The 19,697-nt window shown below is 73.2% G+C and carries 20 protein-coding genes; 11 read left to right on the plus strand and 9 right to left on the minus strand.

Annotated elements, in window-relative coordinates:
* The first annotated feature begins 4 nt into the window (after window positions 1-4).
* The 6 genes from ACFPIJ_RS20080 to ACFPIJ_RS20105 are packed head-to-tail and all read left to right on the plus strand — an operon-like array spanning window position 5 to window position 5,303.
* Window positions 5-499, plus strand: coding sequence for a YbaK/EbsC family protein (locus tag ACFPIJ_RS20080; protein WP_380116671.1), 495 nt, complete (start codon window positions 5-7; stop codon window positions 497-499).
* Window positions 496-1,521, plus strand: a complete 1,026-nt coding sequence (locus ACFPIJ_RS20085; RefSeq protein WP_380116672.1) for a hypothetical protein — start codon at window positions 496-498, stop codon at window positions 1,519-1,521. The genes ACFPIJ_RS20080 and ACFPIJ_RS20085 overlap by 4 nt, the downstream gene beginning before the upstream one ends.
* Window positions 1,518-2,054 carry a GNAT family N-acetyltransferase gene (locus tag ACFPIJ_RS20090; protein WP_203852529.1) on the plus strand — a complete coding sequence of 179 codons (537 nt, stop codon included), beginning with the start codon at window positions 1,518-1,520 and terminating at the stop codon, window positions 2,052-2,054. Before ACFPIJ_RS20085 ends, ACFPIJ_RS20090 begins: the two co-directional genes overlap by 4 nt.
* Complete coding sequence (locus tag ACFPIJ_RS20095; protein WP_380116673.1) at window positions 2,051-2,785, plus strand: carotenoid biosynthesis protein; 735 nt, start codon at window positions 2,051-2,053, stop codon at window positions 2,783-2,785. The genes ACFPIJ_RS20090 and ACFPIJ_RS20095 overlap by 4 nt, the downstream gene beginning before the upstream one ends.
* Window positions 2,767-3,855, plus strand: a complete 1,089-nt coding sequence (locus ACFPIJ_RS20100; protein WP_380116674.1) for a glycosyltransferase family 2 protein — start codon at window positions 2,767-2,769, stop codon at window positions 3,853-3,855. The genes ACFPIJ_RS20095 and ACFPIJ_RS20100 overlap by 19 nt, the downstream gene beginning before the upstream one ends.
* The gene (locus ACFPIJ_RS20105; RefSeq protein ID WP_380116675.1) at window positions 3,843-5,303 is read left to right on the plus strand and encodes a phytoene desaturase family protein; all 1,461 of its coding nucleotides are present in this window, start codon (window positions 3,843-3,845) and stop codon (window positions 5,301-5,303) included. Before ACFPIJ_RS20100 ends, ACFPIJ_RS20105 begins: the two co-directional genes overlap by 13 nt.
* Window positions 5,304-5,490: 187 nt before the next feature.
* Here the strand turns inward: ACFPIJ_RS20105 and ACFPIJ_RS20110 are convergent, their stop codons facing one another.
* Together ACFPIJ_RS20110 and metF are read right to left on the minus strand one after the other, a co-directional pair.
* Complete coding sequence (locus ACFPIJ_RS20110) at window positions 5,491-6,180, minus strand: CDP-alcohol phosphatidyltransferase family protein (RefSeq protein ID WP_380116676.1); 690 nt, start codon at window positions 6,178-6,180, stop codon at window positions 5,491-5,493.
* Window positions 6,161-7,078 carry a methylenetetrahydrofolate reductase [NAD(P)H] gene (gene metF / locus ACFPIJ_RS20115; protein WP_380116677.1) on the minus strand — a complete coding sequence of 306 codons (918 nt, stop codon included), beginning with the start codon at window positions 7,076-7,078 and terminating at the stop codon, window positions 6,161-6,163. Before metF ends, ACFPIJ_RS20110 begins: the two co-directional genes overlap by 20 nt.
* 185 nt (window positions 7,079-7,263) lie before the next feature.
* On the opposite strand from metF, the gene ACFPIJ_RS20120 reads away from it, so the two are divergent.
* Window positions 7,264-8,703, plus strand: coding sequence for a transcriptional regulator (locus ACFPIJ_RS20120; protein ID WP_380116678.1), 1,440 nt, complete (start codon window positions 7,264-7,266; stop codon window positions 8,701-8,703).
* Between the two features lie 445 nt (window positions 8,704-9,148).
* Window positions 9,149-10,216: a polyprenyl synthetase family protein gene (locus ACFPIJ_RS20125; RefSeq protein ID WP_380116679.1), complete on the plus strand. Its 1,068-nt coding sequence runs from the start codon at window positions 9,149-9,151 to the stop codon at window positions 10,214-10,216.
* On the opposite strand, the gene ACFPIJ_RS20130 is transcribed toward ACFPIJ_RS20125, so the two are convergent.
* The 3 genes from ACFPIJ_RS20130 to ACFPIJ_RS20140 are packed head-to-tail and all read right to left on the minus strand — an operon-like array spanning window position 10,152 to window position 11,188.
* Window positions 10,152-10,487, minus strand: a complete 336-nt coding sequence (locus tag ACFPIJ_RS20130; RefSeq protein ID WP_380116680.1) for a lycopene cyclase domain-containing protein — start codon at window positions 10,485-10,487, stop codon at window positions 10,152-10,154. The two genes, ACFPIJ_RS20125 and ACFPIJ_RS20130, sit on opposite strands and share 65 nt — an antisense overlap.
* The gene (locus tag ACFPIJ_RS20135) at window positions 10,484-10,837 is read right to left on the minus strand and encodes a lycopene cyclase domain-containing protein (protein WP_380116681.1); all 354 of its coding nucleotides are present in this window, start codon (window positions 10,835-10,837) and stop codon (window positions 10,484-10,486) included. The genes ACFPIJ_RS20130 and ACFPIJ_RS20135 overlap by 4 nt, the downstream gene beginning before the upstream one ends.
* 3 nt (window positions 10,838-10,840) lie before the next feature.
* Window positions 10,841-11,188 carry an Rv2175c family DNA-binding protein gene (locus tag ACFPIJ_RS20140; RefSeq protein WP_380116682.1) on the minus strand — a complete coding sequence of 116 codons (348 nt, stop codon included), beginning with the start codon at window positions 11,186-11,188 and terminating at the stop codon, window positions 10,841-10,843.
* A gap of 51 nt (window positions 11,189-11,239) precedes the next feature.
* Between ACFPIJ_RS20140 and ACFPIJ_RS20145 the strand changes: the two genes are divergently transcribed.
* Genes ACFPIJ_RS20145 through ACFPIJ_RS20155 form a run of 3 tightly spaced genes read left to right on the plus strand, consistent with a single transcriptional unit; the run spans window position 11,240 to window position 14,722 of the window.
* On the plus strand, window positions 11,240-11,836 hold the full coding sequence (locus ACFPIJ_RS20145; RefSeq protein WP_380116683.1) for a hypothetical protein: 597 nt from the start codon (window positions 11,240-11,242) through the stop codon (window positions 11,834-11,836).
* Between the two features lie 34 nt (window positions 11,837-11,870).
* Complete coding sequence (pknB, locus tag ACFPIJ_RS20150; protein WP_380116684.1) at window positions 11,871-13,853, plus strand: Stk1 family PASTA domain-containing Ser/Thr kinase; 1,983 nt, start codon at window positions 11,871-11,873, stop codon at window positions 13,851-13,853.
* On the plus strand, window positions 13,853-14,722 hold the full coding sequence (locus tag ACFPIJ_RS20155; protein WP_380116685.1) for a deoxyribonuclease IV: 870 nt from the start codon (window positions 13,853-13,855) through the stop codon (window positions 14,720-14,722). The genes pknB and ACFPIJ_RS20155 overlap by 1 nt, the downstream gene beginning before the upstream one ends.
* Window positions 14,723-14,773: 51 nt before the next feature.
* Here the strand turns inward: ACFPIJ_RS20155 and ACFPIJ_RS20160 are convergent, their stop codons facing one another.
* From ACFPIJ_RS20160 to ACFPIJ_RS20175, 4 genes are all read right to left on the minus strand, one after another.
* Complete coding sequence (locus tag ACFPIJ_RS20160) at window positions 14,774-15,805, minus strand: threonine aldolase family protein (protein WP_380116686.1); 1,032 nt, start codon at window positions 15,803-15,805, stop codon at window positions 14,774-14,776.
* Window positions 15,798-17,195 (minus strand): class II 3-deoxy-7-phosphoheptulonate synthase, encoded by a 1,398-nt coding sequence (locus tag ACFPIJ_RS20165; RefSeq protein WP_380116687.1) that lies wholly within the window; start codon window positions 17,193-17,195, stop codon window positions 15,798-15,800. The genes ACFPIJ_RS20160 and ACFPIJ_RS20165 overlap by 8 nt, the downstream gene beginning before the upstream one ends.
* A 157-nt stretch (window positions 17,196-17,352) precedes the next feature.
* The gene (gene lpdA / locus ACFPIJ_RS20170) at window positions 17,353-18,726 is read right to left on the minus strand and encodes a dihydrolipoyl dehydrogenase (protein WP_380116689.1); all 1,374 of its coding nucleotides are present in this window, start codon (window positions 18,724-18,726) and stop codon (window positions 17,353-17,355) included.
* On the minus strand, window positions 18,723-19,688 hold the full coding sequence (locus ACFPIJ_RS20175; RefSeq protein WP_380116691.1) for a magnesium transporter CorA family protein: 966 nt from the start codon (window positions 19,686-19,688) through the stop codon (window positions 18,723-18,725). The genes lpdA and ACFPIJ_RS20175 overlap by 4 nt, the downstream gene beginning before the upstream one ends.
* Between the last annotated feature and the right edge of the window lie 9 nt (window positions 19,689-19,697).

Genomic DNA, 19,697 nt, shown 5'->3' on the forward strand with positions numbered 1-19,697 from the left:
CGGCATGCAGGTACATCCCAACGTGCAGGCAATCCAGGACGCCCTCGACGCCGCCGGGGCACGCGACGCCGCCGGCAACCCGTGCCAGGTCAGGGTGCTCACCGAGCCGGTCCCCACCGCCGCGACGGCGGCGGCCGCGGTCGGGGTCGAGGTCGGCCAGATCGCCAACTCGTTGATCTTCGACGCCAACGGCGACCCATTACTGGTCCTCACGTCCGGCGCGCACCGCGTGGACACCGGCAAGGTCGCCGCGCTGCTCGGCATCGCCAAGAGCAGGGTCCGGCGGGCCAGCCCCGAGTTCGTCCTGGAGCACACCGGCCAGGTGGTCGGCGGGGTGTCGCCGCTGGGCCACCCGAAGCCCGTCCGCACCTTTGTCGACATCGATTTGGAGGGGTACGGCGAAATCTGGGCCGCGGGTGGCATCTCCCAGGCGGTCTTCCCGATCACGTACGAGGAGTTGGTGCGCATCACCGCCGGCACCCCGGCCGAGGTCGCGTGACGGTCCGGCTCCACGTCTGGCGCGTCCGCAGGGCCGCGGTGCCGCTCGCGTTCTGGGGGATGGCCGTCGACCGGCGGAGGCTGCGCCGCCAGGCAGGCTTCGTGAAGCTGCTCGGCACCGGCCGGGGCAGCGACTTCGGCGCGGGCAGGACTGACCTGACCCGCTGGGCGGCGATCATCGTCGGCGACGCCGTCGTCGTGCCACCGATGCGGGGAGCCATCGCGAGCTGCGTCGTCACGCTGGCGCCGATCGCCAGCCGCGGCACGTGGGCCGGGCACGCACCGTTCGACTCCGACGGCAGGAGCAGCCCCGCCGCCCGCAAAAGCCCGGCCGACCGCACCACCGACCCGGCCGACCGCCGGAGCGAACCGGCCGACGGCAGGCGCGACCCCACCACCCAAAAGAGCGACCCGCCTGACGGAAGGCGCGATCCGGCCGACCGTAACAGCGACCCAGCCGCCCACACGCGCCCAGCCGACGGCAACGGCGACCCGGCCGACGGCACAAGCGATCCCGCCGACGGCACGCGCCCAGCCGACGGCAAAAGCGAGCCTGCGGACGGCATGAGCGACCCAGCCCGCCGGAACGACCCAGCCAGCCCGAGCGGCCCGGCCAGCCGGAGCGGCCCGGGCGGCCCGGCTGTCCACGGGAGCGATCCTGGCGACCGCGAGGGCCGCAAGGCCGACGGCATGATCGCGGTGCTGACCCGGGCCAGGCTGAAGGCCCGCAAGGCACCCGCGTTCTGGCGGGCCATCGATCCCGTGTCCAGGGCGCTCCCCGAGGCCGAGGGCATGATCTGCGCGTTCGGTGTCGGGGAGGCACCCGTAGGATTCCAGGGCACGGTCAGCCTCTGGCGCAGTGCGGCGGATGTCGTGCGTTTCGCGTACCGTCAGCCCGAGCATGCCGCCGTCGTGGACCGCACGGCCCGGGAAGGCTGGTATGCGGAGGAGTTGTTCGCCCGGTTCCGCGTGCTGGACATCACCGGCGACCGGGAGGTGATCGGTTGGAGGGACAGCCCGTGAGGCTCGTGCGGTGGCGCGGGGACGACCTCCTCGCGCGACTCGACGACGTCATCGCCGTCTACGGGGAAGCGATGGGCTACTCGGTCCAGCTCCTGCAGACCCGCCGCGGCTATGTGGCCGGCCACACCCGGCGCGAGTCGTTCCAGGCGGTCGCGACCCTGGACGACGAGGACAACCTGCTCGGCTTCGGCTACGGCTACCGGGGCACGTCCGGGCAGTGGTGGCACGACCAGGTGCGCAACGCGCTGCGCCGGGAGCACCGCAAGTTCTGGCTCGGCAACTGCTTCGAGCTCGTCGAGCTGCACGTCCGGCCGCACGCGCAGGGGCACGGCATCGGCGCCCGCCAGCTGCACGACCTGCTCAGCAACGCGCCCCAGCAGACCGCGCTGCTGTCCACGCCCGAGGCGCCGGAGGCGACGTCGCGGGCCTGGCGGCTCTACCGGCGGTTCGGCTTCGTCGACGTCCTGCGGCACTTCAACTTCCCGGGCGACGACCGCCCGTTCGCCGTCCTCGGCCGGCAACTGCCACTGTGAGAGCCCTCTGGGCCGTGCTCGCAGCGCTGGTCCTCGTCGAGATCGCGTATCCGCTCGTGCACGGCGGCACCCGCGCCGTGCTGACCGTCGCCACCGTCGTGGTCGGCTACCTGCTGTCCGTCGGGCATGCCTGGCTGTCCCGCGGCCCGCGCACCGCGGCCGTGCTCATCCTGGTCACGACCGGCGGCGGCTTCGCCGTCGAGGCGGCCGGCCGGGCGACCGGGTACCCGTTCGGCGACTACGACTACACCGGTTCGCTCGGGCCTCGGCTGCTGGGCGTGCCGCTGGTGATCCCCCTGGCCTGGACGTGGATGGCGTGGCCGGCGTGGGTCGCCGCGGCCCGCCTCACCACCCGGCCGTGGCTGCGGACCGGTGTCGCCGGGCTGGGCCTGGCCGCGTGGGACCTCTTCCTCGACCCGCAGATGGTCGGCGAGGGCCACTGGCGCTGGGACAGCCCCGGCGCCGCGCTCCCGGGCGTCCCCGAAATTCCGATCACCAACTATCTCGGTTGGCTGGTGGTGGCGTGGGTACTGGCGGCAGCGCTCACGGTCACCGCTGAGAACGGCAGTGACGACCGGCCGATGTACGCGCTGTACCTGTGGACGTACGGCTCCAGTGTCCTCGCGCACGCGGTGTTCCTCGGCCTGCCGGCCTCGGCCGCGTGGGGCGCCGCCGGGATGGGCCTGGTCGCGGTCCCGCTGGCGGTGACGCTGTGGCGCTCGCGGTCCTGACCCTCGCGGTGCTCGCGCTCACCGTGCACACGCTGGTCAATGCCCGGCTGCTGCGAAGGCCGGGCGCTGGAACGCGGCAGCACCGGGTGGCCGTGCTGCTGCCGCTGCGGGACGAAGCACACCGGGTCGAGCCGTGCCTGCGCGCGCTGCTCGCCCTGCGCGGCGAGCCCCGGCTGCTGATCCTCGACGACGGGTCCACCGACGGCACCGCCGACCTCGTCCGGTCCGTCCTCGCCCCCGCCGGCGACCGGGTCACGCTGCTGACCGGCCGGCCGCTGCCACCGGGCTGGCTCGGCAAACCCCACGCCTGCCACCAACTCGCCGAGGCCGAGGCCGAGGCCGGAGCCGAAGCCGACGTCCTCGTGTTCATCGACGCGGACGTGGTGCTGCGGGAGGACGCCCTCGACGCCGCCACCGCGGTCCTCGACGACGCGGAGGCCGACCTGCTCAGCCCGTACCCCCGCATCACGGCAGGCAGCCCGGGCGAGCGGCTCGTCCAGCCCCTGCTGCAGTGGTCGTGGCTGACGTTCCTGCCGCTGCGGGCGATGGAACGCTCGCCCCGCCCGTCGCTCGCCGCGGCCGGCGGGCAGTTCCTGCTGGTCCGGCGGGCCGCCTACGACCGGGCCGGCGGGCACGCCGCAGTCCGGGACAGGATCCTGGAGGACATCGAGCTGGCGCGGGCGGTGAAACGCACCGGCGGCCGGATCGCGCTCGCGGACGGTTCGGACCTCGCGACCTGCCGCATGTACACGTCCTGGCAGGATCTGAGAGACGGCTACAGCAAGTCGCTGTGGGCGTCGTTCGGCTCGCCGGTGGGCGCCGCCGCGGTCGTGACGCTGCTGCTCACCCTGTATGTGGTGCTGCCGCTGACGGGCACCTGGTGGGGCCTGGCCGGCTACCTGCTGGGCGTGGCCGGCCGGGTCGTCAGCGCCCGCGCGACCGGCGGCCGGGCCTGGCCCGACGCGCTCGCCCACCCCGTCTCCGTGCTGCTGTTCGCCTGGCTGGTCGTCCGGTCGTTCCGGCGGCGAGGCCGGGTCACCTGGAAGGGGCGCCCCACATGGCGACCGTGACCGTCATCGGCGCCGGCGTCGGCGGCCTCGCCACGGCGGCCCGGCTCGCCGCCGCCGGCCACCGCGTCACCGTGTTCGAGCAGGCTCCGGCGGCGGGCGGCAAACTCGGCCGGCACGAGCGGGTCACCACCGCCGGCACGTTCCGGTTCGACACCGGGCCCAGCCTGTTCACGCTGCCGCAGGTGGCCGCGGAGCTGTTCGCGCACACCGGCGGCCCCGCCCCCGAGCTGGATCTGGTCGCGTTGGATCCGCTGGTACGGCACTGCTTCCCCGACGGCACGACCCTGGACTCGTGTGCCGGGGCCGGCTTCGCCGACCGGATCGCGGGCGCGTTCGGCCCGGCGGCGGCCGACGACTGGCGGCGGCTGTGGCGGCGCGCCGGGCGGGTCTGGGAGACCTCGTGGCGGCACGTCCTCACCGCCCCGGTGGACGGCCCGCTGCAGCTGGCCGGCCTGGCGTGGCGGCTGCGTGACCTGGCCGCGATCGCGCCCGGCCGGACGCTGCGCGGGCTGGGTCGCCGGCACCTGCGGGACCCCCGGCTGCGGATGCTGCTGGACCGGTACGCCACCTACACGGGCGCCGACCCGCGCCGGGCCCCGGCCGCGCTGCTCGCGATCCCCTACGCGGAGCTGGAGTTCGGCGGCTGGTACCTGCGCGGCGGCCTCGGCACCCTCGCCGACGCCCTCCTCGCCCGCTGCGCCGCGCTCGGCGTCACCGTCCACCTCGGCACACCGGTCGGATCAGTCCTCGTGGAAGGCTCCCGGGCCGCCGGGGTCGTCCTCGCCGACGGCACCACGGTCCGCAGCGACCTGGTCGTCGCCAACGCCGACGCGCTGCACGTGTACCGCGACCTGCTGCCGGCACCGCGCCGGGCGGCCGCCCTGGAGCAGCGCAGCCTCGGCGGGTTCGTCCTGCTGCTCGGGGTCCGCGGCACCACCCCGCGGCTGGCGCACCACACGGTGTTCTTCCCACGGGACTACGACGCCGAGTTCGACGCGATCTTCGGCGCCCCGGCCCGCCCGCCGGACGACCCCGCGGTGTTCGTCACGTCGGCCGACGACCCCAGCGCCCGCCCGGACGGCCACGAGGCGTGGTTCGTCCTGGTCAACGCCCCGCCGCAGGGAGCCTTCGACTGGCGCGCCCCCGGCGTCGCCGAGGGCTACGCGGACCGGGTCCTCGCCGTGCTCGCCGACCGGGGGGTCGACGTGCGGGACCGGCTGCTGTTCCGCGACGTGCTGACCCCCGCGGACCTGGAGGCGGCGACCCGCTCCCCCGGCGGCGCGATCTACGGCACCGCCAGCCACGGCCTCACCGGCCTGCTCCGGCCCCCGACCCGTGGCGCGGTCCGGGACCTGTTCCTGGTCGGCGGGTCCGTGCACCCCGGCGGTGGCCTGCCCCTGGTGATGCTGTCCGCGAAGATCGTCGCCGACCGGATCGGCCCTGCGTAAGACCTTGAACCTGTCCGCTGAGAGCAGCAGGATCGGCGCGCCGACACCACTCGGATCGGACCGGTCGACGGCGGCTGACCGCTTACAAGCAACCGTACACCAGCCCAAAAAACCGGACTCCGGAGCGTTACCGGCCATCACCGTTCGCAGTCTCGCGCGGGTCGCAACACCCAGATCCTGCCCTGTTTCACGATAATGCACGGCGGACGACGATCACTAACTGGACGAAGCCGACGGTGGTCAGCGCCGCCATCACCACCAGTACGGCAAGGACCGTCACGTCCTGCCAGCCGCCCGCGACCGCGGCGACCGCGGCCGCGAGGAGCCCGAAGATCGTGACCAGCACCCGGGTGGGGCGCTCCGCGACCGTGACCGTGCCGATGTCGGACATGCCGGCGACGGTGGCTCTGGCCCGCACGTACTCGTGCAGCCACATCACGCCGCAGCACGCCGCGGCGAGCCAGGCCGGCCCGCCGAGGACGACCAGTGCCGCGAGCCAGCACGCCTCGGCGACGCGGTCGGCGGCGGAGTCGTAGACCTGGCCGAGCCGGCTCGCCCGGCCGGTGACCACCGCCAGGACACCGTCGACGGTGTCCGCGACCGCCGACAGCAGCACCAGCACCGCACCCGCCAGGGCCCAGCCGCGCCCGGCGGCGACGGCGAAGGGCACCGCCACGGACAGCAGCAGCCCCAGGACGGTGACGGCGTTCGGGCTGCGGACACCGATGCGGGCGAGGGCGGCGCCCAGCTCGTATGACATGCGCAGCCAACCCCGCACGAGCTGCGGCGCGGACCTCGGGTCGTAGCCGCCGTGCGCCACCGCCCACCGCTCGGCATAGGCGTCCCAGTCCCGGACGTCAGACGCGGGCGCCGACACCGAGCTGCTGCCAGACCTCTCGCGTGGCCGTCGACCGATTGAGCGTGATGAAGTGGATCCCCGGGATGCCCTCGTCGAGGAGCCGCTCGCACATCTCGCTGGCCAGGTCGATGCCGAGGCTCCGGACGGCCTGGGGGTCGTCGGCGACGGCCTCGAACCGCGCGGCGAGCGCCGGCGGGAACGGCGCGCCCGACAGCTGCTGGGACCGGGCGATGGTGCCCATCGCCGTGACGGGCATGACCCCGGCGACGATCGGGGTGGCGCAGCCGGTTGCCGCGACCCGGTCCCGCAGCCGCAGGTAGTCGTCGGCGTCGAAGAACATCTGGGTGATCGCGAAGTCGGCGCCGGCCCGACATTTGCGGACGAAGTTGGCGGTGTCGGACTCGATGTCGGCCGACCTCGGGTGCTTGTACGGGAACGCCGCCACCCCGATGCTGAAGTCCCCGGACTCGCGGACGAGACGCACCAGGTCCTCCGCGTAGAGCACGCCCTCGGGGTGCCGGACCCACTCCCCCATCGGGTCGCCGGGCGGGTCGCCGCGCACCAGCAGGAAGTTGCGGATGCCGGCGCCGGCCAGCTGGCCGATGACGTTGCGCAGCTCGGCGACGGAGTGGTTGACGGCGGTCAGGTGCGCCATCGGCAGCAGCGTCGTCTCCGTCGCCACCCGCTCCGTCACGGCCACGGTCGTGTCGCGGGTGGTGCCGCCGGCACCGTACGTGATGGAGACGAACGACGGCCGCAGCGGCTCCAGCTCCCGGATCGCCTGCCACAGCTGGCGCTCGCCCTCGGGAGTCTTCGGGGGGAAGAACTCGAAGGAGAACGTCGGCGCCGCCCCGGCGATCAGGTCACCGATCGCCGCGGGTCCACCGCCCATCACAGAAGGAAGTCCAGATGCCACGCCCCGACTGTAGTGCCACCGGCACCACGGCCGGGAGCTCCGTCGTCACCGAATCATGTCGTACCCCTGGGGTAGAAACGACATCGGACGGTTCGACGTCCGCGGGCAGCGCGAAGCCCGCGGCGCCGGGCGTCCGGCTGGACCGCGAGCGGACGGGGGTCGCTGGTTCCAGGAGGTCGTGACCGATGTCTCAGAGGATCGACCCGCCCGCTGGCCCGGGCGAGTCGCTCGGCGTGCTGCTGACCCGGCTGCGCCAGGCGCAGGGCAAGTCACAGGTGCGGCTGGCCGGGCTGCTGTGCGCCGCGTCGGGCCTGCCGACACTCACCCGCCACGAGATCTCCAGGTGGGAGCGGGAGGAGCGGGTCCCGAGCCAGGTCTGGCTGGGCTGGCTCGCGCTCGTGCTCGACACCCCGGTCCACGACCTGGAGCGGGCCGCGGCGCGGACCCGCCGGCGGAGGGAGCCGACCATGACCCCGACCACCTCGACCACCACGACCACCACGACCACCACGACCACCACGACCACCACGACCGTCCCGGCCGTCCCGGCCACGGCGCCGCCCACGGGTCCGGCCGGGCGGGGCGGTGCCGGGGCATGCGGGCCGGCCGGGGCCGGCGACGGTGGACCGGACCGGCGCGGGCGCATCGACGAGCTGCGCCGCATGGACGACCTCCTCGCCGGCCCCGAGCTGCTCGCGCTGGTGCGCGCCGAGCTGCGGGCCGCCGCACGCGACACCACCGCCGGCCGTGGTGCCCCGGCGCAGGTCGCGGAGCTGGCCCAGCTGCACGCCTGGGTGGCCGCCGACGCGGGCCGGCAGACGCCAGACGGCATCCTGCGCAGCGGGGTGCGGGCGGCGCTCGCCGCCGGCGACCGGGCGCTCGCCGGGCATCTCCTCGGCTGCCACGCCCAGGCAGTCGCGGAGCGCGGCGACGGCCCGGCCGCCCTGCGGGCCGCGGGCGCCGCCGAGCGGGTCGCGGCCGGCAGCGACCCGGCGACCACGACCGTGCTGTCGTTGCGGGTCGCGTTCGCGGCGGCGCAGGCCGGCGACCGGCGCACCTGCGACACGGCACTCGCCGCGGCGGGGCACGCGCACACCCGTGGCCGGCCCGGCCTCGCCCCGCCCTGGCTGTACTGGCTGGACGACGCCCACGTGGACGCGCTCACCGGCCTGTGCCTGGCCGCGGCGGGCCGGCCCACGGCGGCGCTGGCCCGCCTCACCACCGCGCTGCGCTCCCCGACCGTGCGGTTGCGCGCCGCGGGCCTGGTGACGGCCGCCGCCGCCCACGCCCACCTCGCCGCCGGCGACCTCGACGCGGCCTGCGCCGCCGCCACCGAAACGCTGCTCACGTGCGTGGACTCGGGTTCGTTCCGGGTGCTGGACCGGCTGCGCCGCCTGGAGCCGGCCCTGCACGCCGCAGCCGGCCCCGGCTGGCCACCGGCCGCGCTGCGCGCCTACACCACGCTGGCCGAGTCGGCCGCCACGTATCTGCCGGGTGCCGCCCCGCCGCCGGTGCGCCCGGCCCCGCTCCGGCCAGCCCCGGCCCCGCTCCGGCCAGCCCCGGCTCCGGCCCCGCTCCGGCCAGCCCCGGCTCCGGCCCGGCTCCCGGGCACGGCGGCCAGCTGATCCGGCACCCCGACCCGCCCCGCCCGACCACGACACCGGGCGGCGGCCACCAGGGGCATTGGTCGTCGTTCGGTGTTACAACACCGATCATGGCAAGACCGTGAGAGCTCGGCGCGAGCCTTGCCCGCGCCCTGATTCAGGTGGTGTGTTCGAAGGTTGAAGCCAGCGACGGTGTGGCACCACCGAACGACGCCCTCGGCGGCGCTGGACCATGCGATCGCGGTCGTCGGGGATCAGCACCCCGGACACGGCACCCACCGCAACCAAGAAGCCCGACCCGCACGGCCGAAGGCTGCGCGGGTCGACGTTCAGCGAGCGGCCGGTCTCGCAGCGTCGCCGCAGCCCGGGGCGGTGTCCTCCGAGTGGCCACTTCCCCTGCCGCACCGGCCGACGCAGGTGGGTACCGGAGCGGCGGGCCCGCCGCTTTCGGACTAGCGTCTCTGCCGTGACGCACCCCTTCCTCGACCGGGCCGACCTCCGCACGCGGGTGCGGCAGGCGCTCAGTGACTTCCTCCAGCGGCGGCGGAGCCGGCTGGCCGAAATCGAGCTGGCGGCGCTCGCCCCGGTCGCCGACGCGATCGAGGCGCTCGTGCTGCAGGGCGGCAAGCGGCTGCGGCCGGCGTTTGCGTACTGGGGGCATCGCGGGGCCGGCGGTGAGGACGACGACGCGGTGGTGGCGGCGGTCGCCGCGCTCGAGCTGGTCCAGGCGAGCGCGCTGATCCACGACGACGTGATGGACGGTTCGGAGACCCGGCGCGGCGAGCCGGCCGTGCACCGCAGGTTCGCGACGCTGCACGCGGAGGCCGGCTGGCGCGGTGACCCGGCCGGGTTCGGCACCGCCGCGGCGATCCTGCTCGGCGACCTGAGCCTGGTGTGGTCGGACGAGATGCTGCACGCGAGCGGGCTCGACCCGCACGTCCTGGCGAGGGCCCGGCCGGTGTTCGACGACATGCGGACCGAGGTGACCATCGGCCAGTATCTCGACGTGCAGACGCAGGCGACCGGGGACACGTCGACGGCGCGGGCGAGCCTGGTGGCGCGGTTCAAGTCGGCGAAGTACACGATCGAGCGGCCGCTGCTGCTCGGCGCCGCGATCGCCGGGGCGTCGCAGACCCTGGCCAAGGCGTATGAGGGTTACGGGCTGCCGCTGGGCGAGGCGTTCCAGCTGCGCGACGACGTGCTCGGCGTGTTCGGGGACCCGGCGGTGACGGGGAAACCCGCCGGCGACGATCTGCGCGAGGGCAAGCGGACCTACCTGATCGCGGCGGCCCTGGAGGCGGAGAGCGCGACGGCGGCCATCGACGAGCTGCTCGGCAACCCGGACCTGGACGCGAGCGGGGTCGCCAGGTTGCGCGAGGTCATCGAGGGCAGCGGCGCCCTGGCGAGGACCGAGCGCAGGATCGAGATCCTCACCGCGGAGGCCCTGACGGCCCTGGAGGGCGCGCGGATCACCGCGGAGGCGCGGGAGGTTCTGACGGGTCTGGCCCAGGCCGCGACGCAGCGGACAGTCTGACCCACAGCGACAACGTCAGCACGATCAGCGCGAAGCCGAACGCGAGGTCCTCGACCGGGGCGTACACCAGCCGCACCCCGAGAATGTCGTCGGGGTTGTAGAGGACCACGCCCCGCCCGGTGAGGATGCCGTTCGACAGCAGTTGGAAGCCGAAGATGATCGGGTACGTGCACCAGAACACGCGCCCGAGCACGATCCGGCTCCGCAGCACGAACACGTCGATCAGGACGGCCACGACGACGCCGGTCACCGCGGCGGCGGTGTAGGTCACGGCCGCCGCCGCGAAGCGAGCCGCCGCCGCGCGGCGAGGCGCAGCAACGTCTGCCGGGTCGCCTCGAAGCCGAGGATCGCGCAGACCGGCACGACGAGGAAGAACAGCACCTCTTCCAGCGGCAGCCCGCCCGGGAACAGCACCCCGGTCAGCTGCGCGGGGTCGAACGTCCAGTGCCCGGCGCGGATGGCCAGGAGGTCCCATCCGACGAACACGGCGGCGACCGGCGCGATCGTCAGGACGAGCCGACGGACCTGCCGGAGCACACCGACCTTCAGCAGCGGCTCGAGCCACAGCGCGCCGAACAGGCAACCGGCGAGCACCAGCAGGTACGTCAGGTGCGGCAGCATCCGTCAGAAGCCCAGCGCCTGCGCGCGGCGCTTGACCTCGGTGGCCCGGTTACCCCGCAGCGCCTCGGCCGGTGTGCCCGGCAGGGTGTCGTCGGGCGTGTACAGCCACCGCAGCGCCTCATCGTCGTTGTACCCGGCGTCGTGCAACACCGTGAGGACGCCGGGCAGGTGCTTCACCACACCGTCGTCGCTGATGAAGTCGGCCGGCACGCGCAGCACACCGTCCTTGCGGACGGCGAGGAACTTGCGCTCCCGGACGAGCTGGTGCACCCGGTTCACCGGGATGTCGAGGCGTTCAGCGACGTCCGGCATGGTCAGCCACTCGGTCGGGCCCACAGGTTGTTCGGTCACAGGAACACAGTGCCATGTCGCTGCGACGACAACTGACGGAGGGGAACGGCTGTGGGGCTCTGGCTCAAGGTCCACCGTGAGGTCACCGGTGCCTGGCGCTCCGCGTGCTACGACGTCTACCGGCAGGTGAGCCGGCGCAAGCTGGTGCAGTTGCTGACCGACGAGACGACCGAGTTCGCGGCGCGGCACCGCGCCCGGGACGTGCCCCGCCGGCCGCGGCGGGTGGCGGCGACCAGCGGCGTCGCGCTGCTCGTCGCCGGTGGGGCGGCCGGGACCTACCTCGCGGTCGCGGGCAGTCTCACGGCGATGCGGACGCCGCCGGCGCCGCCGGCGGTCGCCGCCGCGGCGGAAAAGGCGCCGGACGTGACGGAACCGGCGACCAGCGCCGCGCCGCAGGCCGAACCGACCCACGCCCGGCCGCAGGTGCGGCGGTCCGCACCGCAGCCGATCCTGGCGATGCCGGCCGTGCCGCCGCCCGCCGGGGCGCCCACGACGAACCGGCCGGAGAGCACGCCGACCCCCTCGGCGAGCCCCAGCCCGAGCGCATCAGCCAGTCCGTCACCCTCCGCAACCGGAGCATCGCCAACCCGTACAGCCTCGAAGACCCCGAAACAGGGACAAAGCAATGTCGGTGTGGCAGGACGCTGAGGAATCGGGTTCACCAGCCGTACACTCGCAGCCAATGGATACCACGGTCGCCGATCCCCTTCTCGGTGCGCTTGTAGACGGGCGCTACCGCGTTCGCTCCCGTGTCGCCAAGGGCGGCATGGCGACGGTCTACACCGCTCTCGACGAGCGGCTCGAGCGCACCGTCGCCCTCAAGATCATTCACCCTGGTCAGTCGCACGATCCGCACTTCGTCAACCGGTTCACCGACGAGGCGAAGACGATCGCGCGGCTCACCCACCCCAACGTCGTGGCGGTCTACGACCAGGGCACCCACCACGGCCTGCCCTACCTGGTGATGGAGTTCGTGCGGGGCCGCACGCTGCGCGAGGTGCTCGCCGAGCGCCGCCGCCTGCAGCCGCAGGAAGCGCTCGCGATCATGGAGCAGATGCTCGCCGCGATCGCCGCCGCCCACCGCGCCGGCCTGGTCCACCGCGACGTCAAGCCGGAGAACGTCCTCGTGGCCGAGGCCCCCGGCGACGCGCACAACCTCGTCGACGGCGTGGTCAAGGTCGCCGACTTCGGGCTCGCCCGCGCGGTCGAGGCCAGCGCCGACGAGACCGGCTCGCACCTCATGGCCACCGTCGCCTACGTCGCGCCGGAGCTCGTCACCGACGGCCACGCCGACCCCCGCACCGACGTGTATTCCGCCGGCATCGTGCTGTTCGAGATGCTCACCGGCCGGGTGCCCTACGAGGCGGACCGGCCCGTCGAGGTCGCCTGGCAGCACGTCGACCGGGACGTGCCGTTCCCGTCGCGGTACACCCCGGGCCTCCCGCCGGCCATCGACGACCTGGTCATCCGCGCGACCCGCCGCGACCCCGGCGCCCGCCCGACCGACGCGGGCGCGATGCTCGCCGAGGTCCAGGCCGCCCGCGAGAACATCGGCATGGAGCTGGCGACCCGGTCCCGGCCCCTCGCGCAGCCGACGGTGATCGTGCCGCAGGTCGAGTCGGTGCCGCAGAACGTGTACCGCACCGGCTCGATGTCGGTCGAGCCGGCCCGGCCGTCCTGGGCGAAGCTGCCCAGCCCCACGCCCGCGCAGCCGCCGGCCCGCCGCCGCCGGGCGCAGCCGGAGCCGACCGGCCCGGCCGCCCGCCTCGCCGAGCTGCTCGCCCAGGTCAATGCCAACCCGCGGACCCGCCTGACGGTGATCGCGGCGATGCTCACGCTGGGCCTGCTCGTCGCCATCGGTGGATACTGGATCGGCGTCGGCCGCTACACCGACGCGCCCGACCTGACCACGATGAGCAGCGACATGGCCGGCCAGCAGGCCAGGGCCGCCGGGTTCAAGGTGAAGTTCGGCCCGGCCAAGTTCGACACGAAGATCGCCAAGGACAAGGTCCTCGCCCAGGACCCGGCGGCGCACGCGCGCATCCTGGACGGCGGCACGATCACGCTGACGCTGTCGCTCGGACCCGAGATCCACAAGGTTCCCGACATCGCCGGCAAGGAGTATGACCTCGCGCTCGTCGACATCCAGGCAACCGGCCTGCAGGCGACCCGCGCCGAGAAGTTCGACGACGCGATCCCGGCCGGCTACGTCGTGGAGACGGACCCGAGGATCGGCACCGAGGTCAAACCCGGCCAGACGATCAAGATTCTCGTCAGCAAGGGCCCCAACCCGGTCAAGGTGCCGCTCGTCATCGGCAAGAACATCGAAGACGCCAAGCAGGCCCTCACCAAGGTGAAGATCACGGTCGGCAAGATCGAGGCCGTCGACAGCGACAAGCCCGCGAACGAGGTCACCTCGCAGAGCATCGGCGACGGCAACAGCGTCACCGACGGCATGGTCATCGACCTGCAGATCTCCAAGGGCCCCGCGCTCGTCACCCTTCCCGACGTCCGCGGCCAGCAGCTCGACGATGCCCGGCGGGCCCTGGAGGCGATGGGCCTCGCCGTCGACGCGCAGGGCTTCGGCACCGTCCGGCAGATGGACCCGGGGCCCGGCACCCAGGTCCCGCCCGGCACCCGGATCCGCCTGCTGGCGTACTTCTAGTGCACGGTTCGACACCGGTCGGCGGGCACGCGCCCGCCGCCGGTGGGCTCGCCAAGGCGTCGCTGCGCTACGTCGAGCAGACCGACGCCACCGCCGTGCAGGTCTACGTCTCCAACCCGCGCGGCTGGGCGGTCACCGACGGCGACCCCGCCCAGGACGCGGCGTTCCGCACCGGCTGCCACGACCGCGGCGTCACCGCGTACATCCACGCCGCGCTCCTGGTCAACCTCGGCTCCCCCACCGAGGCCACGGTCGAGCGGTCCATCGCCTCCCTCGAACACGCCCTGCGCCGCGGCAAGGCGATCGGCGCCCAGGGCGTGGTCTTCCACGCCGGTTCAGCGGTCGACGCCGCGCACGCCGAGAAGGCCCTGGATGTGGTACGGGACGTGCTCCGCCCCCTGCTCGACCGGGCCGCCGGGGAAGGCTGGCCACCCCTGCTGGTCGAGCCGAGCGCCGGCGGCGGCCGTTCCCTGGCGTCCCGGGTCGAGCACCTGGAGGCGTACCTCGCCGCCGTCGACGACCACCCGCACCTCGGCGTCTGCTTCGACACCTGCCACGCCTGGGCCGCGGGGCACGACCTCGCGACCCCCGGCGGCATGGCCGCCACCCTCGACGCCCTGCTCAAGGCGACCGGCCCCGGCCGGCTGCGGCTCATCCACGCCAACGACTCGAAGGACCCCTGCGGCTCGACCCGCGACCGCCACGAGTCCCTCGGCAAGGGCACCATCGGCGCGGCGGCGTTCGCGGAGCTGGCCCGGCACCCGGCGGCGGCCGGCGTACCGCTGATCGTGGAGACCCCGAGCGGCGAGCTGTCCGCCGACCACGCCGCGGACATCGCCCTGCTGCGCAGCGTGTCCGCCTCCCGCTGACATCGACCCGCACCACGGTCCGGCCACAGCGACCAGGGTGCAGAGCGGGGGTCAGGTCAGGAGCTTGGTGAGCACCGACGCGGTGGTGGTGACGTCGTCGTCGGTGAGGTCCAGGTGGGTGGTCAGGCGGACCGTGCGCGGCCCGAACGGGGACACCAGCACACCGAGGTCGCGGGCCGCCGCCGTCAGCTGCGCCGCGTCGAGGGCGGCCGCGCGCAGGTCCAGCATGACGAGGTTCGTCTCGACGCGGGCCGGGTCGACGACGCCCAGCGGGGCCAGCGCCGAAGCGAGGTGCCGGGCCTTGGCGTGGTCGTCGGCGAGGCGGTCGATGTGGTGGTGGAGGGCGTACAGGCCGGCCGCGGCGAGGATGCCGGCCTGGCGCATGCCGCCGCCGAGGCGTTTGCGGATCACGCGGGCCTCGGCGATGCGGGCGGCGGAGCCGATGACCAGCGAGCCGACGGGCGCGCCGAGGCCTTTGGACAGGCAGACGGACAGGGTGTCGAAGAGCCGGCCGTATTCGGCGAGGGGGACGCCGGTGGCGACGTGCGCGTGCCAGATGCGGGCGCCGTCGCAGTGCAGGAGCAGGCCGTTGTCGTCGCAGATCGTGCGCAGCGCCTGGAGGTCAGCCAGCGGGATGATCGAGCCGCCGCCGCGGTTGTGGGTCTGTTCGACGGCGATCGCCCTGGTGGGGACGGTGTAGCCACCGGGCTGGCGGATCATGTCGGCGATGGCGGCCGGGTCCAGGGCGCCGCCGGCGAAGGGCCAGGTGCGGGTGGAGATGCCGCTGTACGCCGCGGCCGCGCCCATCTCGTACGTGACGACGTGGGCGTCGGCGTCGCAGAGCAGTTCCTCGGCGCGGGGGACGACGAGCTGCAGGGCGATCTGGTTGGCCATGGAGCCCGACGGCGTGAAGAGGGCCGCCTCGTGGCCGAACAACGAGGCCCCGTAGGACTGCAGCTCGTGCAGCGACGGGTCCTCGTCGAACACGTCGTCGCCGACCGGCGCCTCGGCCATCGCCAGCCGCATGGCCGGCGTCGGCCGGGTGACGGTGTCGGAGCGCAGGTCCGCGACCCGGTCAGCCACGCAGCATCTCCGCGACGAGGAACGCCAGCTCCAGGGACTGCTGGGTGTTGAGCCGCGGGTCGCAGGCGGTCTCGTAGCGGCCGGGGAGGTCCTCGTCGACGATCGCCTGGGCGCCGCCGAGGCATTCGGTGACGTCCTCACCGGTGAGCTCGACGTGCAGGCCGCCGGGGTGGGTCTCCAGCTCGCGGTGGACCTCGAAGTAGCCGAGGACCTCGTCGACGATCCGGTCGAAGTGCCGGGTCTTGTACCCGTTGGAGGACTCGTGGGTATTGCCGTGCATGGGGTCGCACTGCCACACGACGCGGCAGCCGGCGGCGGTGACCTTCTCCACGATCGGCGGGAGCGCGTCGCGGACCTTGGTGCTGCCCATGCGGGCGACGAAGGTGAGCCGGCCGGGGATGTTGTCGGGGTTGAGCTTCTCGAACAGCTCGAGGGCCTGCTCGGGGGCGGTGGTCGGGCCGAGCTTGACGCCGATCGGGTTGGCGATGCGCGACATGAAGTCGACGTGGGCGCCGTCGATCTGGCGGGTGCGCTCGCCGATCCACAGGAAGTGCCCGGACAGCCCGTACGGACGGCCGCCGGCGATGCGGGCCAGGGGGCGTTCGTACTCCAGCGCGAGGGCCTCGTGCGAGCAGTACAGGGTGACGGTGCGCAGCGCCTCGTCGTCGTTGACGCCGCAGGCCTGCATGAAGCGCAGGGCGCGGTCGATCTCACGGGCGATCGCCTCGTAGCGCTGGCCGGCGGGCGAGGTGACGACGAAGCCCTTGTTCCAGTCGTGGACGGCGTGCAGGTCGCCCATGCCGCCGCCGAGGTAGGCGCGGAGCATGTTCATCGCGCTGGAGGAGTTGGCGTAGGCGCGGACCATCCGCTGCGGGTCCGCGATGCGCGCCTGAGGGTCCTGGTCCAGTGAGTTGATCATGTCGCCGCGGTACGCCGGGAGCCCGAGCGAGTCGAGGGCCGCCGAGCGGGGCTTGGTGAACTGGCCGGCGACCCGGCCGAGCTTGATGACCGGCAGGGACGCGCCGTAGGTGAGCACGACGGCCATCTGCAGCAGCGTGCGGGCGTTGGCCAGGACGTGCGCCTCGGTGTTGTCGGCGAACGTCTCGGCACAGTCGCCGCCCTGCAGCATGAAGGCCTTGCCGTCGGCGACGAGGGCGAGCCGCTCGCGGAGCTGGTCGACCTCATACGGCGCGACGATCGGCGGCACCGAGGACAGCAGCTGACCGACCTCGTCGACCGCCTGCTGGTCCGGCCACGGCGGGGTCTGCGCGCGGGGCAGGGTGCGCCAGTGGTCGAGCCCGAACTCCTCGTCGTCCTTGGAGTCGCCGGCGACGGCCACTCGGGAGATCTCGGGTCCGGGGTATGTGAAGTGGTGCCACTCCTGCCGCATACGCCAAAGCCTACCGACCCCTCGGGACCGGCGGCTGTCGCCATCCCGCCGGTCCCGCAAACTGGACCGAGTGCGCCGCGCAGCGGCGCATGGGGGGTGTGGGGTGGGCACCCCCCACGAAACCGCGGGCGAAGCCCGGGGAGCTGGAGACTGAGAGTTACATGTTGATCATGTGACCGGCGAGGCCGTGGATGGCCTCCTTGACGGCCTCGCCGAGGGTCGGGTGGGCGTGCACGTTGCGGGCGACCTCGTGCACCGTCAGGTCCCACTGCTGGGCCAGGGTCAGCTCCGGCAGCAGCTCGGTGACCTCTGGGCCGATCAGGTGGGCGCCGAGAAGCTCCCCGTACCTGCCGTCGCTGATGATCTTCACGAAGCCCGTCGCGTCGCCGAGGCCGTGCGCCTTGCCGTTGGCGGTGTAGGGGAACTTGACCACCTTCACGTCGAAGCCCTGCTCGCGGGCCTGCGCCTCGGTCCAGCCGAAGCTGGCGATCTGCGGCTGGCAGTACGTCGCCCGCGGGATCATGACGTAGTCGAGCTCCATGGTCTCCGCACCGGCGATGGTCTCCGCGGCGATGATGCCCATCGACTCGGCGGCGTGCGCGAGCATCAGCTTCGCGGTGACGTCGCCGATCGCGTAGATGTGCGGCACGCTCGTCCGCAGCCGCCCGTCGACGGCGATCGCGCCCCGGTCGGTGAGCGCCACCCCGGTCTTCTCCAGGCCGTAGCCCTCGACCCGGGGCTGGAAGCCGATCGCCTGCAGCAGCTTGTCGGCCCGCAGCACCTTCGACGCCCCGCCCGCCGAGACGGTGACCTCGACCCCGGAGGACGACTCGGCGACGGATTCCACCCGGGTCGAGGTCAGCACCTCGATGCCGAGCCGCTTGTAGCGCTTCGCCAGCTCCGCCGACACCTCGGCGTCCTCGAGGGGCACCATGCGGTCGAGGAACTCCACGATGGTGACCTTGACGCCGTAGTTGTGCAGGACGTACGCGAACTCGACGCCGATGGCGCCCGCCCCGGCGATGATGATCGAGGACGGCAGCTCCTCGGCCAGGATCTGCTCCTCGTAGGTGACCACCCGGGACGACAGCGAGGTGCCGGGCAGCAACCGGGTGGTGGCACCGGTGGCGATGATGGCGTTGGCGAACGTGATCGTGTCGTCGCCGACCTGCAGGGTGTGGTCGTCGAGGAAGACACCGCGGCCGTGGTACTGACGGATCTCGTTCTTCTTCATCAGGTAGTGCACGCCCTTGACCCGGCCGTCGGCGACCTTGCGGCTGCGCTGGAACGCGGCGGAGTAGTCGAAGGTCACCGACCCCTGGATGCCGAACGTCTTGGCCTCGGCGGTGAAGATGTGCGCCAGCTCGGCGTTGCGCAGCAGGGCCTTGCTGGGGATGCAGCCGACGTTGAGACAGACGCCGCCCCAGTACTTGTCCTCCACGATCGCGGTGCGCAGGCCGAGCTGGGCGGCGCGCACGGCGGCGGTGTACCCGCCCGGGCCCGCGCCGAGGACCACTACATCGAAGTTCATAGCCAATCCTTGCGTTTGAAGGTGACGTACAGCCCCACGGACAGCACCACGATCAGCACGGCGGAGGTCACGAAGCCCGCGCGGTGCGCGTAACCCGGGAACGGAAGGTTCTGCCCGTAGTAACCAGTAACAGCGGTGGGCACCGCGATGATGGCCGCCCAGCTGGTGACCTTCTTCATGATGTTGTTCATCCGGTTGCCCTGCACGGCGAGGTTCGACTCCAGGATGCTCGCCACGAAGTCTCGCAGGCTCTCGGTCCACTCCGTGACCCGCATGACGTGGTCGAAGAGGTCCTGGTAGTAGGGCGCGATGTCCTCGTCGACGAACGAGGTGCGACTCAGGCCGCTGACCACCTCGCGCATCGGCAGCACGATCTTGCGCAGGTGGCTGAGGACGCGGCGCAGCCGGAAGTTGCGTTGCTGCACGTCGCGGACCGCCGCCGGGGTCTCCTCGAACAGCTTGTCCTCGAGCGCCTCGAGCGCGTCGTCGAGCTCCTGCACCGCGTCGAAATGCCCGTCGACGATGACGTCGAGCAGCCCGTGGGCGAGGTAGGCGACGCCGTGCCGGGCCAGCTCGGTGGTGGCGTCCCAGCGCTGCACGACCGCGTCCACGTCGAATCCGTCGCCGTGGACCGTGATCAGCGCCCGGTCGGTGAGGAACGCCGACACCTGGTGCACGACCAGGTCGGCGGCGTCGGCGGTGAAGCCGACCTGATACGCGCTGAGGTACAGGTGGCCGCTGTAGTGGCTGAGCTTCGGCCGCTCCCGCGGCGAGGACGCGTCCTCGATCGCCAGCTGGTGCAGCCCGAACTCCTCCTGCACCCGCTCGTAGTCCTGCTGCGACGGTGCCGTGAGATCCAGCCACACGACTGTGTCGTCGGCCTGCAGGTGATCCGAGATATCGTCGAGCGGGAAATCCTCGGCTACCAGGTCACCGTTGCGGTAGAGCCGCGTGCGAGCCATGCCGTCATC

Source organism: Dactylosporangium cerinum (assembly GCF_042653625.1).
GTDB classification, from domain to species: domain Bacteria; phylum Actinomycetota; class Actinomycetes; order Mycobacteriales; family Micromonosporaceae; genus Dactylosporangium; species Dactylosporangium cerinum.

What these genes read in the sequence shown, in the direction of transcription:
- ACFPIJ_RS20105 (WP_380116675.1), top strand. Translation starts at nt 3,843, where the DNA reads ATGGCGACCGTGACCGTCATCGGCGCCGGCGTCGGCGGCCTCGCCACG.
- ACFPIJ_RS20165 (WP_380116687.1), bottom strand. Translation starts at nt 17,195, where the DNA reads ATGCGGCAGGAGTGGCACCACTTCACATACCCCGGACCCGAGATCTCC.
- ACFPIJ_RS20080 (WP_380116671.1), top strand. Translation starts at nt 5, where the DNA reads ATGCAGGTACATCCCAACGTGCAGGCAATCCAGGACGCCCTCGACGCC.
- pknB (WP_380116684.1), top strand. Translation starts at nt 11,871, where the DNA reads ATGGATACCACGGTCGCCGATCCCCTTCTCGGTGCGCTTGTAGACGGG.
- lpdA (WP_380116689.1), bottom strand. Translation starts at nt 18,726, where the DNA reads ATGAACTTCGATGTAGTGGTCCTCGGCGCGGGCCCGGGCGGGTACACC.
- ACFPIJ_RS20120 (WP_380116678.1), top strand. Translation starts at nt 7,264, where the DNA reads ATGTCTCAGAGGATCGACCCGCCCGCTGGCCCGGGCGAGTCGCTCGGC.
- ACFPIJ_RS20175 (WP_380116691.1), bottom strand. Translation starts at nt 19,688, where the DNA reads ATGGCTCGCACGCGGCTCTACCGCAACGGTGACCTGGTAGCCGAGGAT.
- ACFPIJ_RS20135 (WP_380116681.1), bottom strand. Translation starts at nt 10,837, where the DNA reads ATGCTGCCGCACCTGACGTACCTGCTGGTGCTCGCCGGTTGCCTGTTC.